We start from the raw sequence: 17,940 nt of genomic DNA, 5'->3' as shown, positions 1-17,940 counted from the left end.
TATACAATAATTAGGGCTGGTGGAACAATGAATGTAGAAGGAAAAGATAGCTCTGAAGAAACAAAAACACAATCCAGTCTTTTACATCCACTCTTTGATACTCGATTTCTTAATAAGCATGCTGGAAACATAGTTAATGATCCAAAAATCGCAATTATTGAATTGGTAGCAAACTGTTGGGATGCAGGTGCTACGAGTGTACACATAATATGGCCTACTAAACCGGAAACTCACTTTGAAATCATTGATAATGGTATTGGAATGACAGAAGAAGAGTTTGGTTCTAGGTGGTACAAATTTGACTATAACCGGCTTAATAGTCAAGGTAACAAAGTCATAATTCCAGATTCAGAGGGGATAGAAAGGAAGGTTTTTGGTAGAAACGGGAAAGGAAGGCATAGTTTGTTTTGTTTTTCTAGAGATTACAAAGTTGAGACATGGAAAAACGGAACCAAATCTATTTTTAGCGTCTTTCAAAATCCAGATAGCTCTTATCCTTATGATGTGAAATTAACAGACAAATTTTTAGTTGAGGGGCATGGGACTAAAATAACATGTGAATTTGATCCCTATGTTTTGAGCAACAAGGAACAACTGGAAGTTGAAGACATTCAGGAACTTGTAGGTACAAAGTTCATATTAGACCCTTCTTTTTTCAAAGTATATGTCAATGATGTGCTTATTGATCCAATTGATATATTGGAAAACTCACAGGAGTATGAATGCTTAGTTCCAGACTTCGGCATAGTAAAAATAAATGTAATAGACAGTAAAACTGCGGGCAGAACATCAAAACAACACGGAGTTGCTTGGTGGGTAAATCGGAGATTGGTCGGTGAACCTTCATGGGAAGATATAACAACAGGTCGTTACCTCGATGCCAGAAAAAAGGTTGGGAAAAGGTACACAATAATTGTAAGGGCAGATATCCTTGAACATGAGGTAAAGGAAGATTGGACTGGCTTTAATGATAATGAAAAAGTCAGGAATATTAAAAATACAATTAATGGTTACATTTTAGAGAAGGTTGCAGATTTATTCAAAGATATACACCACACAGAAAAAATGGAGATATTGAAAAAACAAAAACCTGCCCTTAAGCAATTAAGCAAATCATCAAGATATGAAGTTGGATCTTTCATAGATGAACTACATAAAAGGTGTCCCACCCTCAATCAACAGAACTTAGAAGATGTCATAAATGTGTTTGTTAAAATGGAAGCAAGTAAATCAGGGTATAAATTGCTAACCCAGCTTGCATCGCTTTCTCCGGACGACATAGATGCATGTTCAAATGTTTTAGACGAATGGGACATAATGGATGCAAAAACGGTTCTTGATTTACTTGGAGATAGACTTCAATTAATTGAGAAACTTGAGGAACTTGTAGAGGATGACAAAACCGATGAATTAAAGGATTTACAGCCATTATTCGATCATGGTTTATGGATATTTGGACACGAGTTTGAAAGTGTTGAATTTACTTCTAATAAATCATTGGCAACTGTGATTAGAAACTATTTTGATAAAAAGAATATCAAAACTCTGAAGAACTCAAGAAAAAGACCTGATTTTGTAGTATTACCTGAAAGCACAATACGATCTTTCAGTAAGAACAGATACGATGATAATACAGGTGATGTATGTGGAATACACAAAGTCCTCATAATTGAACTGAAAAGAGGTGGGCACACTATATGTGATGAAGATTTACACCAAGCCCAATATTATGCAAAGGAGATACGTAAGGCTGGACGGATAGAGAGTAATACAATAATTAATTGTTTTGTATTGGGAACAAATGTAGAGCTTGGTTGTGAATTTAGTGAGATAGGGGAACAAAAACAGATAAAACTACATCCTAAATCATATAGTTCAATATTACAAAATGCACATGCTAGGACATTTAATCTGATGCAGGAAATCAAGAAAAACAAAGGCATTGATGAGTTTATAGATGAAGAAGTCGATGAAGTCTTCAAACAGAAAGATATAGACGATTTTTAGAATGGTTTAACAAATTTTATAGACACACTAAAGGAGAAAATATCCCCTACGTGGAGAAGACAATTTACTCAATCTTCAGCTTCTCTTATTTCCAATATATTCTGTTGCGTTATTTCTACTAGATGAGAGGCTCCAATGGATTCAAAGATGTTAAGGGCTTCTTCTAAGTATTGTAATGCTTTTTCTGTTTCGTCTTTATTAATGTATAATAGTCCAATGTTTGACAAATCACTTGCTTGTCCCAACTTGTATCCACATTCTTTATCAATATCAAGGGCTTGAAGAAGATAGTGCAAGGCTTCGTCAGTATCGCCTTTATCATAGTATATCACTCCAATATTCCTTAAATCACTTGCATGTCCCAACTTGTATCCACATTCTTTATCAATATCAAGGGCTTGAAGAAGATAGTGCAAGGCTTCATCAGTATCGCCTTTATCATAGTATATCACGCCAATATTCCTTAAATCACTTGCATGTCCCAACTTGTATCCTCTTTCTTGATCAATATCAAGGGCTTGAAGATGATAGTGCAAGGCTTCGTCAGTATCACCTTTGTCATAGTATATCAGTCCAATATTTCCCAAATCATTTGCTTCTCCTAACTTGTATCCGATTTCGCGATCGATTTCAAGGGCTTGAAGATGATAGTGTAAGGCTTTGTCACTATCTCCTTTGTCACGGTATATCAGTCCAATATTTCCCAATTGATTTGCTTCCCCTATCTTGAATCCAATTTCACTAGCAATATCATTAGCTTGTTTAAAATATTGTAAGGCTTCATCAGTATCACCTTTATTTTTGTATATCAGTCCAATATTTCCCAATTGATTTGCTTCCCCTATCTTGAATCCAATTTCACTAGCAATATCATGGGCTTGTTTGAAATATTGCAAGGCTTTGTCACTATCTCCTTTGTCACGGTATATCAGTCCAATATTTCCCAAACCACTTGCTTCTCCCCACTTGTCTCCAATTTTTTGAGTAATATCAAGGGATTGTAAATAATATTGCAAGGCTTTTTCCATCTCGCCTTTATCAGCACATATCATTCCAATATTTCCCAAACCACTTGCTTCTCCTCTCTTGTCTCCAATTTCACGAAGAAGAGCAAGAGATTGCAGATAATATTGCAAGGCATTTTCCATCTCACCTTTATCAGCATATATCAGTCCAATATTCCCAAACACCGCTCCTTTTGCTTGAATATCATTTTTTTGTTCAGCAATCATGAGAGCTTTTTTGTACTTACTAATGGCTTCATCATAATCCCCAATCAAAAGATTAGTATTTCCAATATCTACAAAAAGTCCTATTCTTTCATCGTCTGATAGTTCCTGATCTAAAAGAAGATTGAATCTTTTTAAAGCCTCATGTGGCTTGTATTCATCTCGAAACTTCATTGCGGACTCAAAAAGATCTCTTTTGTAATCATCTTTAAATTCAGGGAAGAAATCAACAATATTAGAAATTGGAGAATTAGCAAATGGTTTTATAGATTTAACTATCTCAAGCATTTCTTCTTGATTAGAGATAAGTTGTGAATGGTCTTTTTCTTGATTAGAAGCTGCTTCTATTCTATGTTTTTCTTCTTCTAATCGGTATTTTTCTTCTTCGTCTTTTTCTTGTTGCTCTGCTATCCTTTGCTTCCGGTTATGATAAAAGGTATAAAAAACACCAATTGCGCCAATAATTCCTAATAGAATTCCAATATCCTCTTTTGTCAGGTTAGAATAATGAACAGATAAGAAGTCCGTGGTTTCTTTTAAGGCGCTATCCATCCATGAGATGTTATCTGCGGGACTTGTGGAATTATTGGTCATTGAGGTAAAATTAGCAGGAAGGGATATATGTTTTTTTAAATGAGTATAATTGTTTCATTTTGACATTTAATATGTGACTAATTCACACGAATCCTTGCTCTGGCCCTGGACATATCATATATAACCGGCAATGTGGTTAGTGTAGACCATCCATAATCCGACTACCACAAGGATCACACCTGCTATTTTCTTAAGCTCGATATCCATATGCGAAAGCTTGCTGATCCTGTCACCGGACAGCTTTGCAGAATAGGCAATTAGCAGCATTGGGACTGCAAAACCCATGGAATAGATGATCAAAAGGGTGGCCCCGTAAATGATATCGCTTTCAAGTGCTACAAGTGTCAGTATGGATGCAAGTATGGGTCCGACACAGGGGATCCATACGATCCCGAGTGAAATACCTATTACCAGTCCACCGAAAAGTCCCTTTCCTTCAGCATGTATCTTCCCGGTGTACTGTGAAAGAAAAGAAAAGATATCCTTATCCATGAGCATTGAAAGTCCCATGAGGATTATCAGTATCTCGGCAATGATCCTCAGTTCACCGAGGTGAGGTAAAAAGTACTCTCCAAAGACCGAGGCCGCGATTCCCATTGCTGTAAAGGACAGCGTAAGTCCGATTATTATCGCAAGGGGACGGAGCTTGCTACTCCCAGTGGAATATGCAAGTACGATAGGTAACAGTGGTAGTACGCAGGGTGACAGCACGCTCACTATGCCTGCAAAAAAGGCAGCAAATGGAGTTAGTGAGCTTGCTTCAAGCATGTTCTCTACCGTCAGTTATTCCTGTATTCTATGGCTGCATCAAGGACATCTGTAAGAGTTCCCTTTGATGTCAGGCCGATGAATCTTGCCATGTTCCTGTCAGTGGTGGTCTGTCCATCCTTTCCCATGTATACATAGCCTTCACTTCCCATATCAACGATGACGAACATGTCTGGGATGGAGTATACATTGAAGCTGGCAGCCAATGCGCCTGTTCTATCTGTATCTATATAAAGAACTGAGGCCTTTCCCTGATAATCATTTTCAATTTCAGCAAGAATGGGTTTCTGGGCTTTACAGGAAGGACACCATTCAGCGCCTATCTCAATAAGCACCGGACCTTCTGCTATCGCATCGTTCAGTTGTTGTACATTGGTAACAGTAGTTAGTTCAATGTCTGCATTGTCTCCTGAGATGCCGACAATTATGAAAATTACAGCAATGACTGCGATTAAAGGCAGGACCATCTTATTCATGCTATCTTAATTGTTCGTCAGATATAAAACTATATTGATTTGTGACAAAACCGGTGATCTGAAAACTGTGTTCATCGCAAAAAAGTAATTGTGGTAACTATCGGTTTACTTCCCGATAACCTTCCATTTCAATAGTATGCCTTCCTCTATCTTTTCAGCATCAAGGAGGTCAAGTTTGATGATATCATCTTCCAGGAATCCGTCCCCATCCGTGAAGGTGGGTGCATTCCTGCCACCGATTATGAGGTTGCCTACAAAGGTATAAATCTCGTCCACAAGACCACCGGATATCATTCCCCAGTTGAGTGTTGCTCCACCCTCGACCATCAATCGACCGATTCCCTGTTCCCTGAGCTGTCTCATGGCTTCGGGAAGGTCTACTGAATCCTTGCCAGTGACGATGACCTCTGCCTTTTTACTGAGTTCGGTCACTTTCTCCTGTGGTGCTGCCTCGGCAACAAGTATGATGCGCTTTCCTTCTCCTTTCTTGAAGATGTCGGCATCAACAGGGGTTCTGGCCTTGCTGTCAACGATGACCCTTGCAGGATTCTCGTCAAGTCCGGCTTTCAGTCTCTTCTCTTTTAGTTCCGGGGATTTCACTGTAAGACTGGGGTCATCTGCAAGGACTGTTCCGATGCCGACCATTATGGCATCTGCTCCTGCCCTGAGCTGGTCCATTCGGTTGAAATCCACCTGGCCGGATATCCTTACCTGTTTCCTTTCCTTCGTGGATATCTTGCCGTCTGCGGACATTGCTGAATTGATGAATATGAATGGGCGTTCCATTTGACACACCTGATAAAAAAGAGTTGAGGGCAACTATGCCCTTTAATGATAATTGTAGTTATGGATCATTCCATATCGGTGATGGCCTGCATGAGGTTACGGTCACGCAGAAGTCCGAGGAATCTCTGATCCGCATTGACGATCGGGATCTGGTCGATCTTGTTCCTCTTCATCTTCAAAGCGCATTCACTGACACCTGATATGTATGCAGCCTTTACAAGCTCCTTTACCATTACATCCTTTACAGGGGTGTCAGGCACTTTGACCCTTGAAACGCTGTAATATATGCTCATGGTATCTCTCATGGATTCCCATGTCCATTCGTCGTCATCCGAGCCATTGGACATGTCTGACATCTCAACGGTATCTTCGATGACACTTGCGCTGATGATATCACGGTCTGTGATGATGCCAACAACTTCCAGATTGCTGTCTATGACCGGTGCAGCCTTGGACTTGGCAAGTTCCATAACCCTTGCTGCAACATGCAATGGGGTTTCTGTCCATATAGGTACTACAGTCGGGTTAAGGAACTGTCCTACGTGGTCCACAATGTCCATCTCAGCAATTGCTGCGACAATATCTGCTACGGAGATTATTCCCAGAAGTTTCTCATCCTTGACAACCGGTAACCTTCTGATATTGTTCTCCAGAAGTATCTCAGCAGCCACTGCCATGTCGACGTCCGGGTCGATTGTAAGCGGATCACGAGTCATGAGGAGTGCAAGCTGTTCCTCTTCAGGATTTTTAAGAAGGTTTGCCCTGCTGACTATTCCTACTACTTTCCCATCTTTCAATACTGGAACACCTGACACTTTCTGTTCCTTCAGGAGTGTATGGACTTCATCTCTTGATCCGGGAAGAGTGGCATATGCGACATCCGTCTTCATAATGTCAGATACTTTAGTGTTTTTTGGCATGTATTTTAACTCCTTATTCTTCTTGTTCGGAGTCCCCGCGTACGATCAGTACGGGTACCTTTGAGTTCCTTGTGACCTTTTCTGCTACGCTTCCAAGAAGGAACCTGTCAAGTCCTGTCTTACCAAGGGTTCCCAGGATTATGAGGTCAATATTGTTGTTATCTGCAAATTCAATGATCTCATGGCTTGGGTTTCCTTCGAGGATCACTGTTTCAAATGGAACGTCTGCTGCCTTTGCCAGTTCTTCAACTGTCCCGGTTGCGACATTTGCTTCCTTTTCGAGAAGCTCGTACATCATTTCCCATCCGGCATCCATTGGTATTGAAGCAAAAGCTGCAGTATCGACAACATATCCTGCATACAATTTTGCCCCACTCAGTTTAGCGAGTTCAATGCTATGCTGAACTGCCTTTTCGTTCTGTTTGGATCCATCGGTTGCAATAAATATATTTTTATACAGAGTACTTGTCATAAATCCCTCTCCTTTGTGATATTCCCTGTTATATCATTACTGATAGTATGTCATCAGGTCGCCCTCTCCTTACAATTCCACTGATCGGGTCCCTTATGCCTGTGAGATTATTTGAATTCCCGTTGAGGATCATTATCTTTGCCAGATTTCCTTCGAGAATAGAACCTGTTGTGCCAAGTTCTAATATTGTTGCACCCATAAGCGTACACATCATAAATACTTGTCTGTCCTCTATACCAAAAATTTTGGATAAAAATTCCATTTCAGCAAACATGTTTGCAGAGTTCAGCATCACATTGTCCGTTCCAACAGCGACCTTGATCCCCTGGTCGAGCATTTCAATAACAGGTGCCATTCCAACCCCTGTTATGAAATTCGACCTCGGGCACACTACCACCGGTATGTCCCTGTCGGCAACCTCCCTGAGGTCCGAGGGATCTGCCTGTGTCATGTGGATAAGTATATCGGGGTCGAGCGACAGTGCCTTTTCTATGTCCGTGCGGCTGTTCTCTCCTGCGTGGATCGCAAAGGTGCTGTCCCTGTCAGATGAACATTTCCTTGCGGTCCTGATGAACTCCATGTCAATGTCGTTGGCACCACTCATGCCGAGACCGTCTGCATGTTCAATGAGTTCTTCCAGCTCCGCTGAAAGGTCCTTGATATCACTGGAAACCGGTCTTCCGAATATCCTTCCTTCTATCCCGGATTCCTCAAGTGCCTCCTTCAGGGCAAGAACTCCCTTGATGCCGCCTTCCCTGAAATCTGCAAAGGCGCATGTTCCCGTATCATGCATATCCTGCAATGACCTTTGCATCGCCTTCACCATATCTTTGTGAGATGTTCTGTGAAGTATCCTGTGTTTCAGCCCATGAGGAGGCTGTACCAGCTGGCTGAGGTCCCTTGTGACGTAATGCCCGGATGTTTCACCAAGAACGGGATCCTTCAGGACCGAATCACCTATGTGGGTATGTGCATTGATAAAACAGGGTGCAATTATGTTGTTGGAATCGTTCCTTTGCTCATGAACTTCTTTGATGATACCGTCCTCTACGACGATATACCCCTCAATGACCTCTGCTTCAGGTCCGTATATTATCTTGCCGTGTATGGTCTGTTCGGATGGCATGGACAAATATACTATGGCATTTATTGTTTATAAGCACTTATCAAGAATATATAGGAATTAAGACGCCATATTTATATGCCTCCTCTCCAATACTGGGATTGCGCATTGTTAGGTCCTTGCATGAGAGTATGGCAGAGCCTATCTGTGATTGTACAGACAACCTCAATGCGATACACTGGATAGTGCGACAAAGCCTGTCACGAGGGAAACCGGGGAGGACAGCGGAAATTCCAATAGGGTGATCTCCCGGAGTTAGTGCGCCAGACGACAGCATTATCCTACTGATTATCTTTTTATTTCTGTTAGTGGTCCGGTGGTCGGTTCTTTTAACTGGTGTTTTGTATGTCCTTTGAAGATGCATTGAAAGAGGTTGATGGCGGAGTTATCATTGATATCGAGGTAACCCCGGGTTCTAAGTCCCTTTGTGTTCCAAGCGGCTACAATCTATGGAGAAAGCGCATTGAAGTGCGTTTGTCGCAGAATGCTCAGAAAGGGAAGGCCAATGAACAGCTCATTTCAAGCCTTGCAGAACTTTTCGGCCTGAGGTCATCAGACATATCCATTGTCAATGGTATGCATAATTCAAAGAAATCACTTCTTCTGGAGAATGTAGAGTATTCTTCCGTGAAGGGTATGTTGAAAGAAAAGATGCCGGAGCATTGTGATTAATTAATTAGCTTATTGGATTCTTTAATACTTTCACCCTGCTTGCCTTCTATTAATATATTCTTATGAGAATGTAGTGATTGAGGTGAAATACATGGATGAATATTTCGAAAATCTGGTAAACAGGGCAACCTACTACGAACAGTATGAAGAATTCGTTCGCTATTACAAGTGAATATAATATCCCCTGTCGCAAACGATTCCCTCCGATTCCCGAAACGATTGCTTTCATTGTGACAGGGTATTTCCTTGTAACCAGCGTTCTAACTTGAATTATCTTTGATCGGTTATCTGTTCAGATAACACAGATCGATCTTATATTTTGTTTTTAGTTTGTTTTGGGTCTGATCTGCTTTATGTCAGAAGGTCATACTTTAATCTGATCAGGGAATACTATCAGCAACTATTTTTAAAAAGACCAGTTGGATATTCCCATGCAACGAAAGCGCAAGTACCCTAAAAGATTATTGAAGGCTCCTCTGGAGGTCTATCAGAAAAGGCTGGAAATGATCGAGGAATTACTGGAGCAGTTGCAGGAACTTATAATACAGGATTCGATTATTGTCGTCGAGGGAAAAAGGGATGTTGCAGCTCTTAATGCACTGGGTCTTACTGGTGACTTCCGTCTTGCTACCCATCATTCTCTCATGAATTTCTGTGAGGAACTTGCAGGCACCGGTCAGAATATCGTTATCCTTACTGACTGGGACAGGCGCGGGAATATACTTGCCTCGAAAATCGTGGAGATCCTGCAGTCTCTTGGAACAAGCCCTGAAACAAGGATAAGGGAGCTCGTTGTCTCTCTTGTGCAAAAGGAGATTAAGGATGTTGAAAGTCTTCCCGGTTATGTCGGGAAGCTAAAAGAGATTACCAGAGCTACAGATGGAACTGATCCTTTCTGAGCTTACAGCCAGATCCTAATGATGCTGGGGTTCAAAAGTGCGTTCGAATTCGGGATAAAGCTCTGACTTGTCCATAAGCTCTTCATAAACGTCATGCCTTGGACTTACAATTACTACATGGGCAGGTGGATGTATCTTTCTGAGCTTGCTGATGGCGGCACCTGCGTTGTTGTCAAGTTCCACCAGTGCTGCAGAATTGCATTTGGCCCTGAGTGGTACGCCTGCGACACTTACCAGAAGATTGTCAGCAAAGATAGGTTCGATACGTTTTGGTTTTGAAACGAATCTCATCCTTCCGTAGTGCTCAAGGTCATGTAAAGCAACATTAACCTTGTCAGCGTTATCGCCCCTGATAACGGCAAAAGATTTAACTTCGATCCCCATTCCAGAAAATCCCCCTCTGCAATTTTTTCATACTATTATCTCTTAATTTACGTTTTTAGGTTTTAGCACTGAATATGCCTGGATTTCCCAGTCCATATATAGTTAAAAGTTTTCAATGTAATAAACCTTTCTATATATGGAAGGGCATATTTGGCATTTTGTATATGTGGCTTATTTACCGAGTTCCTTTGAACGGTTGGATGACTCAATGACTGCCTGCATAAAGGCTGCTCTGATCCCGTTCTCCTCAAGCGCACGGATACCACGGATAGTTGTTCCTGCAGGGGATGTTACCATGTCCTTGAGCTCTCCAGGGTGCATTCCTGTCTCAAGTACCATCTTTGCTGCACCTATCACGGTCTGGGCTGCAAGCACCATTGCGCTGTTCCTGTCAAGTCCCTCATGCACAGCACCATCTGCCAATGCCTCGATAACAGGGAAGATGTAGGCAGGTCCGCTTCCTGATAGTCCGGTAACGGCATCCATTAGGTTCTCAGGAACCTGTATGGCGCTTCCCACTGAGCCGAATATCTGAAGGGCATCTTCAGCATCCTCTTTAGATGCGTTTGTTCCCTGGGTGATCGCAGAGGCAGCCTCTGCAACAGTTGCAGCTATGTTTGGCATGACCCTTACAACACGTGTTCCTGCATTGAACTCCTTCTCGATATCCTCCAGTTTGACACCGGCAGCTATGGATATAATGAGCTTGTCCCCGGTCACGTCTTCCTTGATGGTGGATATGACCTTCTTGAGGATCTGCGGCTTAACTGCGAGGACGATCACATCTGAACTGGTGACTGTGACCTTGTTATCTGTGGAAACGTTCACGCCCACATCCTGCTTCAATTCCTCAAGTGATGGTTCATACAGGTCACTTGCATATACCTCGGACGGGGAAAAGATCCCGGCATCGCATATTCCTTTTATCAATGCACTGCCCATCTTTCCTGTTCCGATAAATCCCAGTTTTTTGCCATCCAGACTCATTCTATCACTCAATTATCCTCATTTACGTTATTTACGTTTGATAGTTACTATATCTCCAAGTGTTGTACCACGGTTCAAACGGTCTCCGCTCCATTCGTCGTCACCGCTCCTTCTTTCGGTAAGCCTTATATCAAGAGCCCTTTCGATCTTCTTGCGAACATCCTCCTCAGGGACGATCTCTTCACGCTCGATCTTCTTGATAAGTGTTGCTTTCTCTTTTATCTTTGAAGCAAGCTGATCATGGCTCCATTTTTTGCTTTCTCTTGCTTCTCTTATCGTATGCCCGTATTCATCTACGAGCTCGTCCATATCCATTCCGGGAGCTTTTCTTGGAGGTCTCTTGCTTCCTGACTGTACTGGTCCACGGCTTACAGGTGCAACTTTCCTTGACACCGGAGTACGTTTGCCCACTGCATTTCCATGTTGTGAACACTTTCCACATACTGTTAGCTCGCTTCCGTCGATACTAACTTTAAAAGGGCTGCCTCTTATCTCAGAGCCACATATTTCACACTGCATAGGTCTTCAACTCATAAAAACACTGATCTGAAAATACTGATCTCTTCTTTACGAAAGGGCTATATACCCTTCGCACTTAAATATTATTCGGAGGCACATGAGCGAAACCAGCGACGATTTGGAACACAGGCGGTATGATTTTACTGCTGTGAACAAGGCAGACTATGACTATGTCGGCTCAGAAAGTGAGGAAGATTTTTCCAAATATCTGCTCGATCGTATGAGGCAGCTTGAGTCCAGGAACACTCTTCTGAAAGAACAATGTGATCAGATCGAGTCTGAAAAACGCTTCGTAGAGAGTCAGAAGCTCAAATACGAGCGTGAGGTACGCAGACTGCAGGCAGAGATCGACCGCCTGAAGACCGTTCCTTTAGTGGTGGCTACCATAATGGATGTCATCAGCGAGGAAAAGGTCCTTGTAAGGAGTTCGACAGGTCCGCAGTTCATGGTAAATGTATCGCAGTACCTTAATGAGGATTCACTGGTTCCGGGTGCAAAGGTTGCTTTGAACCAGCAGACACTTGCCATCGTAGAGGTCATTCCGACCACTGAGGATCCGGAAGTTTCAGCAATGGAGGTATTGGAGTCCCAGGATGTCAATTACGAGGACATAGGCGGCCTGGACGCACAGATACAGGAACTGATAGAATCCGTAGAATTGCCTTTGACCAAACCGGAATCATTCGAGCGTATAGGTATCACCCCACCAAAAGGAGTGCTTCTTTATGGTGAACCCGGTACCGGAAAGACCATGCTTGCAAAGGCGGTTGCACACAGGACAGAAGCTACCTTTATCAGGGTAGTAGGTTCCGAGCTGATTCAGAAATACATCGGTGACGGTGCAAAACTTGTCAGGGAACTGTTCGACATGGCAAGGAAGAAAACCCCGAGTATCGTATTTATTGATGAGCTGGATGCAATAGCTTCCAGACGCCTGAACGACACCAATGGCGCAGACCGTGAGGTTCAGAGGACTCTCATGCAGTTGCTTGCCGAGATGGATGGCTTTGATAACAGGGGCGATGTAAGGATAATCGCAGCCACCAACAGGCTGGACATCCTTGACTCTGCGATACTCAGGCCGGGAAGGTTTGACAGGATAGTCAATGTACCAATGCCGGATGAAGGGGCCCGTGAGAATATCCTCAGGATACACACACGCTTCATGTCCGTTGCAGACAACATAGACTTCGCGAAACTGGCAAAGCTTACCGAGAATGCAAGCGGTGCGGACCTCAATGCGATCGCAATGGAGGCCGGTATGCTGGCTGTCAGGTTCGATAAGGATTCCGTAGGCATGGATGAGTTCCTTGAGTCCGTACAGAAAGTAATGTCAAAAACAGAGAATAAAGAGGAAGTTCTTCCGGAAGGAATGTTCATCTGAGCATCCCTGCTGGTAAGTTACTTCATTACCTTTTTTCATATTCTTCTTTGTGGGTGAGCTAAAGGCTTTTCATGTCAAGGATGAGATCCGCATCTTAGGGATAGATGACTCTGCACTCATAAGTGACACTATAACAATAGTCGGAGCCTTCTTCCGTGGTGGCCTGTGGCTCGATGGTGTCCTTCGTTCCTATATCACAAAGGATGGCATGGATGCAACGGACAGGATCATCGAGATGGTCCTTCGGAGCAAACACTCCTCTCAGATACGTGTTATAATGCTCGATGGTGTCACCTATGGAGGTTTTAATCCTGTTGACATAGTTCGTCTCAATGGGGAAACGGATATTCCGGTAGTTGTATTGATGCGTGATATTCCGGACTTTGAGAAAATAGAAAGTGCCCTTTCTTTCCTTTCTGAAAAAGAAGAACGTATGGATATCATCAAAAAAGCAGGCAAGATCCACAAAGTGATAACAAAGGATGAATTAAATCCTGTATTCATCCAGTGTTGTGGCATCGAACCCGAACTTGCCGCAAGGGTAGTTAAGATCTCATCAACAAGGAGCAATATACCTGAGCCATTGAGGGTGGCCCATCTTATCGCTACAGGTGTGGTCCTTGGTGAATCAAGGGGCAAGGCCTAGGATGGCCCGGGAAGGGCGATCATTCTGGTTATTTTGAACTGTTAACCAGCTCGACACCTTCGTTCATCAATGCGTCTGCTCTTTCCTTTGTCTTAGATTCTGCAAATATCCTGATAATGGGTTCGGTTCCGGAAGGTCTGATAAGCACCCATCCGTCATCATACCAGATCTTCACTCCATCTGTGGTGTCGACCTCATTGTCCTTTGAGAGGACTACTTCCTTTACCTTCTCCATGGTTCCCGGAAGGTCTTCTGCCCTGACCTTTGTCTTTGAGTTGAAATATTCAGGCACGCTCTGTGCAAGCTCTGACAGTTTCTGTCCGTTTGCGATGATCTCAATGAACTTTGCACATGCCATTGCACCGTCACGGCAGTACTGGTGTTCAGGGAAGATCAGTCCACCATTGCCCTCTCCACCGAACACGGCATCGATCTCCATCATCTTACGTGCCACGTTAATTGACCCTACTGCGGTCCATTCAAGGTCAACGCCTGCTTCCTTTGCAACATCAAGCATGCGTGAGGAGGAACTTACAGGCGTGACTATAGGTCCCTTCTTCCTTGCAAGCACGTACTTTGCCATCATTGCAAGCTGTATCTCTTCCTCGATGAACTCTCCGTTCTCATCAAAGAAGACCGCACGGTCCGCATCTCCATCCTGTGCCACACCCATACATGCGCCAGATTTCCTTACAATATCAGCAAGCTCTGTAAGTACATCTGGTGTTGGTTCAGGATTCCTCCATGGGAATGTCCCATCTACCTGTCCGTTGATGGTGATTACCTCACATCCGAGTCTCTGGAGGAGGAATGGCAACGTGACAGAACCTGCTCCGCATCCGGTATCCACAACAACCTTGAATCTCTTCTCACGGATCAGTTCATTGTCAACTGAATTGATTATTCCTTTAATGTAGAATTCATTGGCATTGCTGTCGTGGCGCAGGTCTCCTGTTTTTTCCCATGAAGCAGCGCTGAACTCTTTGGAGTAGTATATCTTCTCTATCTCCCGTTCTCCTTCGCGTGACATCTCACTGCCGTCCCCTGCAATGAGCTTGATCCCATTATATTCCCTCGGGTTGTGGGATGCCGTAACAACGATCCCTGCATCTGCATGTTCTTTAACGTAGTACTGTACGGAAGGTGTTGGGCATATCCCTACATCGATTACCGTAAGCCCTGCTGAAAGTGCACCTGCAATAGCTGCGGATTTCAGCATCTCGCCTGAAGCCCTTGTATCCCTGCCGATAGCAACCACGCCTTTTGAACCCATATACGTTCCAAGGCTTCTTGCAACATCGATCGCCAGTTGCGGAGTTATGTATTCGTTCGCTATTCCCCTTACGCCATTAGTTCCAAAGAATGCCATCTATTATCACCAAAATCAAAAGTATTGCATGTATACGTTAAGATCCTATTTTATTTTTGTGAGGATATGCTTAATAGGACATTCCACGTATTGTCAACAAATGTTTGCTGAAAAACTGGAATTATTGAAAAACGGTATATCTGAAAAGGAAAGTGTAGTAATTGCATTTTCAGGTGGAGTGGACAGTTCTACCCTCGCCAGAATTGCGTATGAGGTCCTTGGGGATAATGCTGTTGCTGTTACGATAAAGAACCGCTCTTTTCCCGAAAGGGAGCTGGAATGTGCAAAGGAAGTAGCACAGGAAATAGGTATCAGACACAAGGTCATCTATCTGGATGAACTCCAGTTCCCTCTGATAGCTGAGAACAATCCTGAACGCTGTTATCATTGTAAGAAGGAGATCATAGGGGTTCTTGATTCCCTGAGGAGAGAGCTTGGATCCAATGTGATAATTGAAGGAAGCAATGCTTCTGATTCCTCTGCATACAGGCCGGGAAAAAAAGCCCTTGAAGAAGCCGGTGATAAGATCTACTCTCCATTTCTGGAGTTCAATGTAACAAAGGATGAGATCCGTCAGATCGCAAGAGAGCTTGGTTTGTCAGTTGCGGACAAGACCCCATCTCCCTGTCTGGCCTCACGATTCCCATATGGTGATCAACTGACAGAGAAAGGTCTTAAAAGGGTGGAGCTGGCAGAGGATTTCCTGATAGAATTGGGTTTTCAGGAGTTGCGGGTGAGGGACCATAAGGGGATCGCACGTATAGAGATCCCACTTGATCGATTTTCTGAATTGCTTGACATGAGGGAGACCATTGTCTCTTATCTGAAGGAAGCAGGTTTTTCCTATGTGACATTGGATCTGGAAGGCTTCAGAAGCGGCAGCATGGATGAGGTGTTATGACCCCTGATCCCTGCAAGGATGTAAGGATACGAAGGGCAGGGCTTCAGGATGAGGATGCCATCGAGGTCCTGATGTCAACTTGTTCTTTTGACGTAGAGGGTCTTTCAGTAGAGGATTTCTTTGTTGCGATAGTTGGTGACAGGATAGTGGGAGCTGCATGTCTGGAGATCGGCAAGTTCCCTGAGGTTCATTCCATGGCTGTATATCCTGAGCATCGTTCTAAGGGGATTGAATCATTGTTGATCGATTCCATGGTTTCTGAATTGGATGCTGATGCTATCCTTTTTGCAAGGACCACGGAGCCTGTATTCTTTGAAAAGACTGGTTTTGTTCATCTGGATGATTCCAAAAAGGCAGAGATATGGGATGATTGTGCGGATTGTGGCAGGCTCAATAATTGCAGACAAACGGCACTACGTCTGGATATAAAGGATAAGAGAAGGTGATATGGATGCTGACTTTAGGTATTGTGAACACATATGATAAGATAAAAGTGCTGGATGCTCATTACAGGGCAATAGCAAGGGCTGCACCCATATGTTATGCATACGGTTTCTCTCTTGCTCTTTATGATTTTCCTTTCAAAATGGATGCTGATGAGCTTGTGGAATACGTTGCTGACAAGACGACAATAGGTGAGTCAGGAAAGTATCTTAGAATGCTGCATGAAAAGCGTCATCTTTTCGTTTTCGACCTCCCAAAGAAAGGTTTCCAGCCACAGCTCGGTTCAGTGGTTGTGACAACATCCAAACCGGAAAAGAAATTCTCCATCACTCCTGAGGCACTTGCGGATGAGATCCTCAATAACAGGTCTTTTCTGGTGCTTGTAGGACTTGGTCGCAAAGGTTTGCCTAAGGACCTCTTTGGCCTTGCGAGACATCATCTTGACATTACTTCTCAGGGTGTCTCCCTTGAAACGTGCACTGCCATAGGTTGCATACCTTCCTATATCATGGGTATAGTGAACACCCGAAATTCCGGCACTTCTGGGAAAAAGAGCAGGGAAACTTATTAAGTATCAAATGTATACTACATAGCATGCGTCTGAGCATCTTTTATTCAGGGGACTTTGGAAGGAAAGTTGTTGGAAATCTCGTCAATTCGGACAGTTTCTGCGTATCATGTGGTGACCTCTGTGACCATTGTCGTGAGTCAAGGGCAGGGTTTGCACCAATGATCGTAGGTCTTTTTGAACTGCGAACCGATCTTCCTGATTTTGTAGAGGATACAACAGAGTATATTCCTGACAACCTGCCTCTGGCCGACCTTATCATTGCCATCGAGCTGCATCCTGATCTGCTGATGTCCGTGCCGGAGATCGCAGAGATGTCAAATGCAAAGGCTGTTATCATACCTGTGGATGATTCCCGCCTTGTACCGGCAGGCCTCACTGAACAGGTAAAGGGTAAGCTTGAATCTATGGGTGTTGAATGTGAATGTCCAAAACCATTCTGTTCTCTTGACCTTACAGGAAAACCTGTCATAGATGAGTTCGTAGGAATGGGATTCGGTCGTCCATTGCTGAAGATCGAGACCGACCCTGTGAACGGGCTATTCACTCACGTTGAAGTCCTCAGGGATGCTCCATGCGGTGCAACGTGGTTCGTTGCCAAGAAATTGAAATGGTCTGATATCAATGACTATAAAGAGACTATATCAGGTGCTCATCACTCATATCCATGTACCGCAAGCATGGAAAAGGACGCACAGATCGGCGATACCATTCTGCATGAGGCCGGATATATCATCCGAAAAAGCGTTGAAGATGCAATGGAAGAGAACTGATTTTAAAAAAGAAATTAAA

The 17,940-nt window shown here is 43.4% G+C and carries 20 protein-coding genes; 9 read left to right on the top strand and 11 right to left on the bottom strand.

All coding sequences use genetic code 11. The features are described from left to right. The first annotated feature begins 27 nt into the window (after nt 1-27). Nucleotides 28-2,007, top strand: a complete 1,980-nt coding sequence (locus V7O63_RS01350; protein ID WP_340819456.1) for an ATP-binding protein — start codon at nt 28-30, stop codon at nt 2,005-2,007. A gap of 68 nt (nt 2,008-2,075) precedes the next feature. Here the strand turns inward: V7O63_RS01350 and V7O63_RS01345 are convergent, their stop codons facing one another. The 7 genes from V7O63_RS01345 to V7O63_RS01315 form a co-directional block, all read right to left on the bottom strand. Continuing rightward, entirely contained in the window at nt 2,076-3,830 is a 1,755-nt protein-coding gene (locus tag V7O63_RS01345; RefSeq protein ID WP_340819454.1) for a tetratricopeptide repeat protein, read from the bottom strand. Nucleotides 3,831-3,944: 114 nt separating this feature from the next. Continuing rightward, nucleotides 3,945-4,598 carry a cytochrome c biogenesis CcdA family protein gene (locus V7O63_RS01340; RefSeq protein ID WP_340819452.1) on the bottom strand — a complete coding sequence of 218 codons (654 nt, stop codon included), beginning with the start codon at nt 4,596-4,598 and terminating at the stop codon, nt 3,945-3,947. An 11-nt stretch (nt 4,599-4,609) separates the two neighbouring features. Continuing rightward, nucleotides 4,610-5,074, bottom strand: coding sequence for a thioredoxin family protein (locus tag V7O63_RS01335; RefSeq protein ID WP_340819451.1), 465 nt, complete (start codon nt 5,072-5,074; stop codon nt 4,610-4,612). A 105-nt stretch (nt 5,075-5,179) separates the two neighbouring features. After that, complete coding sequence (locus tag V7O63_RS01330; RefSeq protein WP_340819449.1) at nt 5,180-5,860, bottom strand: 2,5-diamino-6-(ribosylamino)-4(3H)-pyrimidinone 5'-phosphate reductase; 681 nt, start codon at nt 5,858-5,860, stop codon at nt 5,180-5,182. Nucleotides 5,861-5,925: 65 nt separating this feature from the next. Then, nucleotides 5,926-6,780: a CBS domain-containing protein gene (locus V7O63_RS01325; protein ID WP_340819448.1), complete on the bottom strand. Its 855-nt coding sequence runs from the start codon at nt 6,778-6,780 to the stop codon at nt 5,926-5,928. A gap of 13 nt (nt 6,781-6,793) precedes the next feature. After that, nucleotides 6,794-7,252 carry a universal stress protein gene (locus tag V7O63_RS01320; protein WP_340819446.1) on the bottom strand — a complete coding sequence of 153 codons (459 nt, stop codon included), beginning with the start codon at nt 7,250-7,252 and terminating at the stop codon, nt 6,794-6,796. A 28-nt stretch (nt 7,253-7,280) separates the two neighbouring features. Then, nucleotides 7,281-8,378 carry an amidohydrolase family protein gene (locus V7O63_RS01315; protein WP_340820865.1) on the bottom strand — a complete coding sequence of 366 codons (1,098 nt, stop codon included), beginning with the start codon at nt 8,376-8,378 and terminating at the stop codon, nt 7,281-7,283. A 333-nt stretch (nt 8,379-8,711) separates the two neighbouring features. Here V7O63_RS01315 and V7O63_RS01310 point away from each other — a divergent pair, with 333 nt between their 5' ends. Together V7O63_RS01310 and V7O63_RS01305 are read left to right on the top strand one after the other, a co-directional pair. Then, on the top strand, nt 8,712-9,047 hold the full coding sequence (locus V7O63_RS01310) for a DUF167 domain-containing protein (protein ID WP_340819445.1): 336 nt from the start codon (nt 8,712-8,714) through the stop codon (nt 9,045-9,047). Nucleotides 9,048-9,478: 431 nt separating this feature from the next. Next, nucleotides 9,479-9,946, top strand: a complete 468-nt coding sequence (locus tag V7O63_RS01305; protein WP_340819443.1) for a toprim domain-containing protein — start codon at nt 9,479-9,481, stop codon at nt 9,944-9,946. A 15-nt stretch (nt 9,947-9,961) separates the two neighbouring features. Here V7O63_RS01305 and V7O63_RS01300 read toward each other — a convergent pair whose 3' ends face one another. The 3 genes from V7O63_RS01300 to V7O63_RS01290 all read right to left on the bottom strand — a co-directional run bounded on the left by V7O63_RS01300 (nt 9,962) and on the right by V7O63_RS01290 (nt 11,836). Further along, nucleotides 9,962-10,330, bottom strand: coding sequence for a DUF356 domain-containing protein (locus V7O63_RS01300; RefSeq protein WP_340819441.1), 369 nt, complete (start codon nt 10,328-10,330; stop codon nt 9,962-9,964). A gap of 171 nt (nt 10,331-10,501) precedes the next feature. Continuing rightward, on the bottom strand, nt 10,502-11,317 hold the full coding sequence (gene proC, locus V7O63_RS01295) for a pyrroline-5-carboxylate reductase (RefSeq protein ID WP_340820864.1): 816 nt from the start codon (nt 11,315-11,317) through the stop codon (nt 10,502-10,504). Between the two features lie 27 nt (nt 11,318-11,344). After that, nucleotides 11,345-11,836: a multiprotein bridging factor aMBF1 gene (locus tag V7O63_RS01290; RefSeq protein ID WP_340819439.1), complete on the bottom strand. Its 492-nt coding sequence runs from the start codon at nt 11,834-11,836 to the stop codon at nt 11,345-11,347. 97 nt (nt 11,837-11,933) lie between these two features. On the opposite strand from V7O63_RS01290, the gene V7O63_RS01285 reads away from it, so the two are divergent. Both V7O63_RS01285 and V7O63_RS01280 read left to right on the top strand, forming a co-directional pair. Beyond that, nucleotides 11,934-13,220 carry a proteasome-activating nucleotidase gene (locus V7O63_RS01285; RefSeq protein WP_340819437.1) on the top strand — a complete coding sequence of 429 codons (1,287 nt, stop codon included), beginning with the start codon at nt 11,934-11,936 and terminating at the stop codon, nt 13,218-13,220. A 49-nt stretch (nt 13,221-13,269) separates the two neighbouring features. After that, nucleotides 13,270-13,866 carry a DUF99 family protein gene (locus V7O63_RS01280; protein WP_340819435.1) on the top strand — a complete coding sequence of 199 codons (597 nt, stop codon included), beginning with the start codon at nt 13,270-13,272 and terminating at the stop codon, nt 13,864-13,866. Between the two features lie 28 nt (nt 13,867-13,894). Here V7O63_RS01280 and glmM read toward each other — a convergent pair whose 3' ends face one another. Further along, nucleotides 13,895-15,235, bottom strand: coding sequence for a phosphoglucosamine mutase (gene glmM, locus V7O63_RS01275; RefSeq protein ID WP_340819434.1), 1,341 nt, complete (start codon nt 15,233-15,235; stop codon nt 13,895-13,897). A gap of 100 nt (nt 15,236-15,335) precedes the next feature. On the opposite strand from glmM, the gene larE reads away from it, so the two are divergent. Genes larE through V7O63_RS01255 form a run of 4 tightly spaced genes read left to right on the top strand, consistent with a single transcriptional unit; the run spans nt 15,336 to nt 17,921 of the window. After that, complete coding sequence (gene larE, locus V7O63_RS01270) at nt 15,336-16,136, top strand: ATP-dependent sacrificial sulfur transferase LarE (RefSeq protein WP_340819432.1); 801 nt, start codon at nt 15,336-15,338, stop codon at nt 16,134-16,136. Continuing rightward, nucleotides 16,133-16,582 (top strand): GNAT family N-acetyltransferase, encoded by a 450-nt coding sequence (locus tag V7O63_RS01265; RefSeq protein WP_340819430.1) that lies wholly within the window; start codon nt 16,133-16,135, stop codon nt 16,580-16,582. The genes larE and V7O63_RS01265 overlap by 4 nt, the downstream gene beginning before the upstream one ends. Before the next feature lie 5 nt (nt 16,583-16,587). After that, nucleotides 16,588-17,151 (top strand): DUF531 domain-containing protein, encoded by a 564-nt coding sequence (locus V7O63_RS01260; RefSeq protein ID WP_340819428.1) that lies wholly within the window; start codon nt 16,588-16,590, stop codon nt 17,149-17,151. Between the two features lie 23 nt (nt 17,152-17,174). Continuing rightward, nucleotides 17,175-17,921, top strand: coding sequence for a DUF166 domain-containing protein (locus tag V7O63_RS01255; RefSeq protein WP_340819426.1), 747 nt, complete (start codon nt 17,175-17,177; stop codon nt 17,919-17,921). Nucleotides 17,922-17,940 lie beyond the last annotated feature (19 nt).

Source organism: Methanolobus sp. WCC4 (assembly GCF_038022665.1).
Classification (GTDB): domain Archaea; phylum Halobacteriota; class Methanosarcinia; order Methanosarcinales; family Methanosarcinaceae; genus Methanolobus.
Note: the sequence above shows the minus strand (reverse complement) of the source record. Positions and strands in the feature narration are given on the sequence as shown.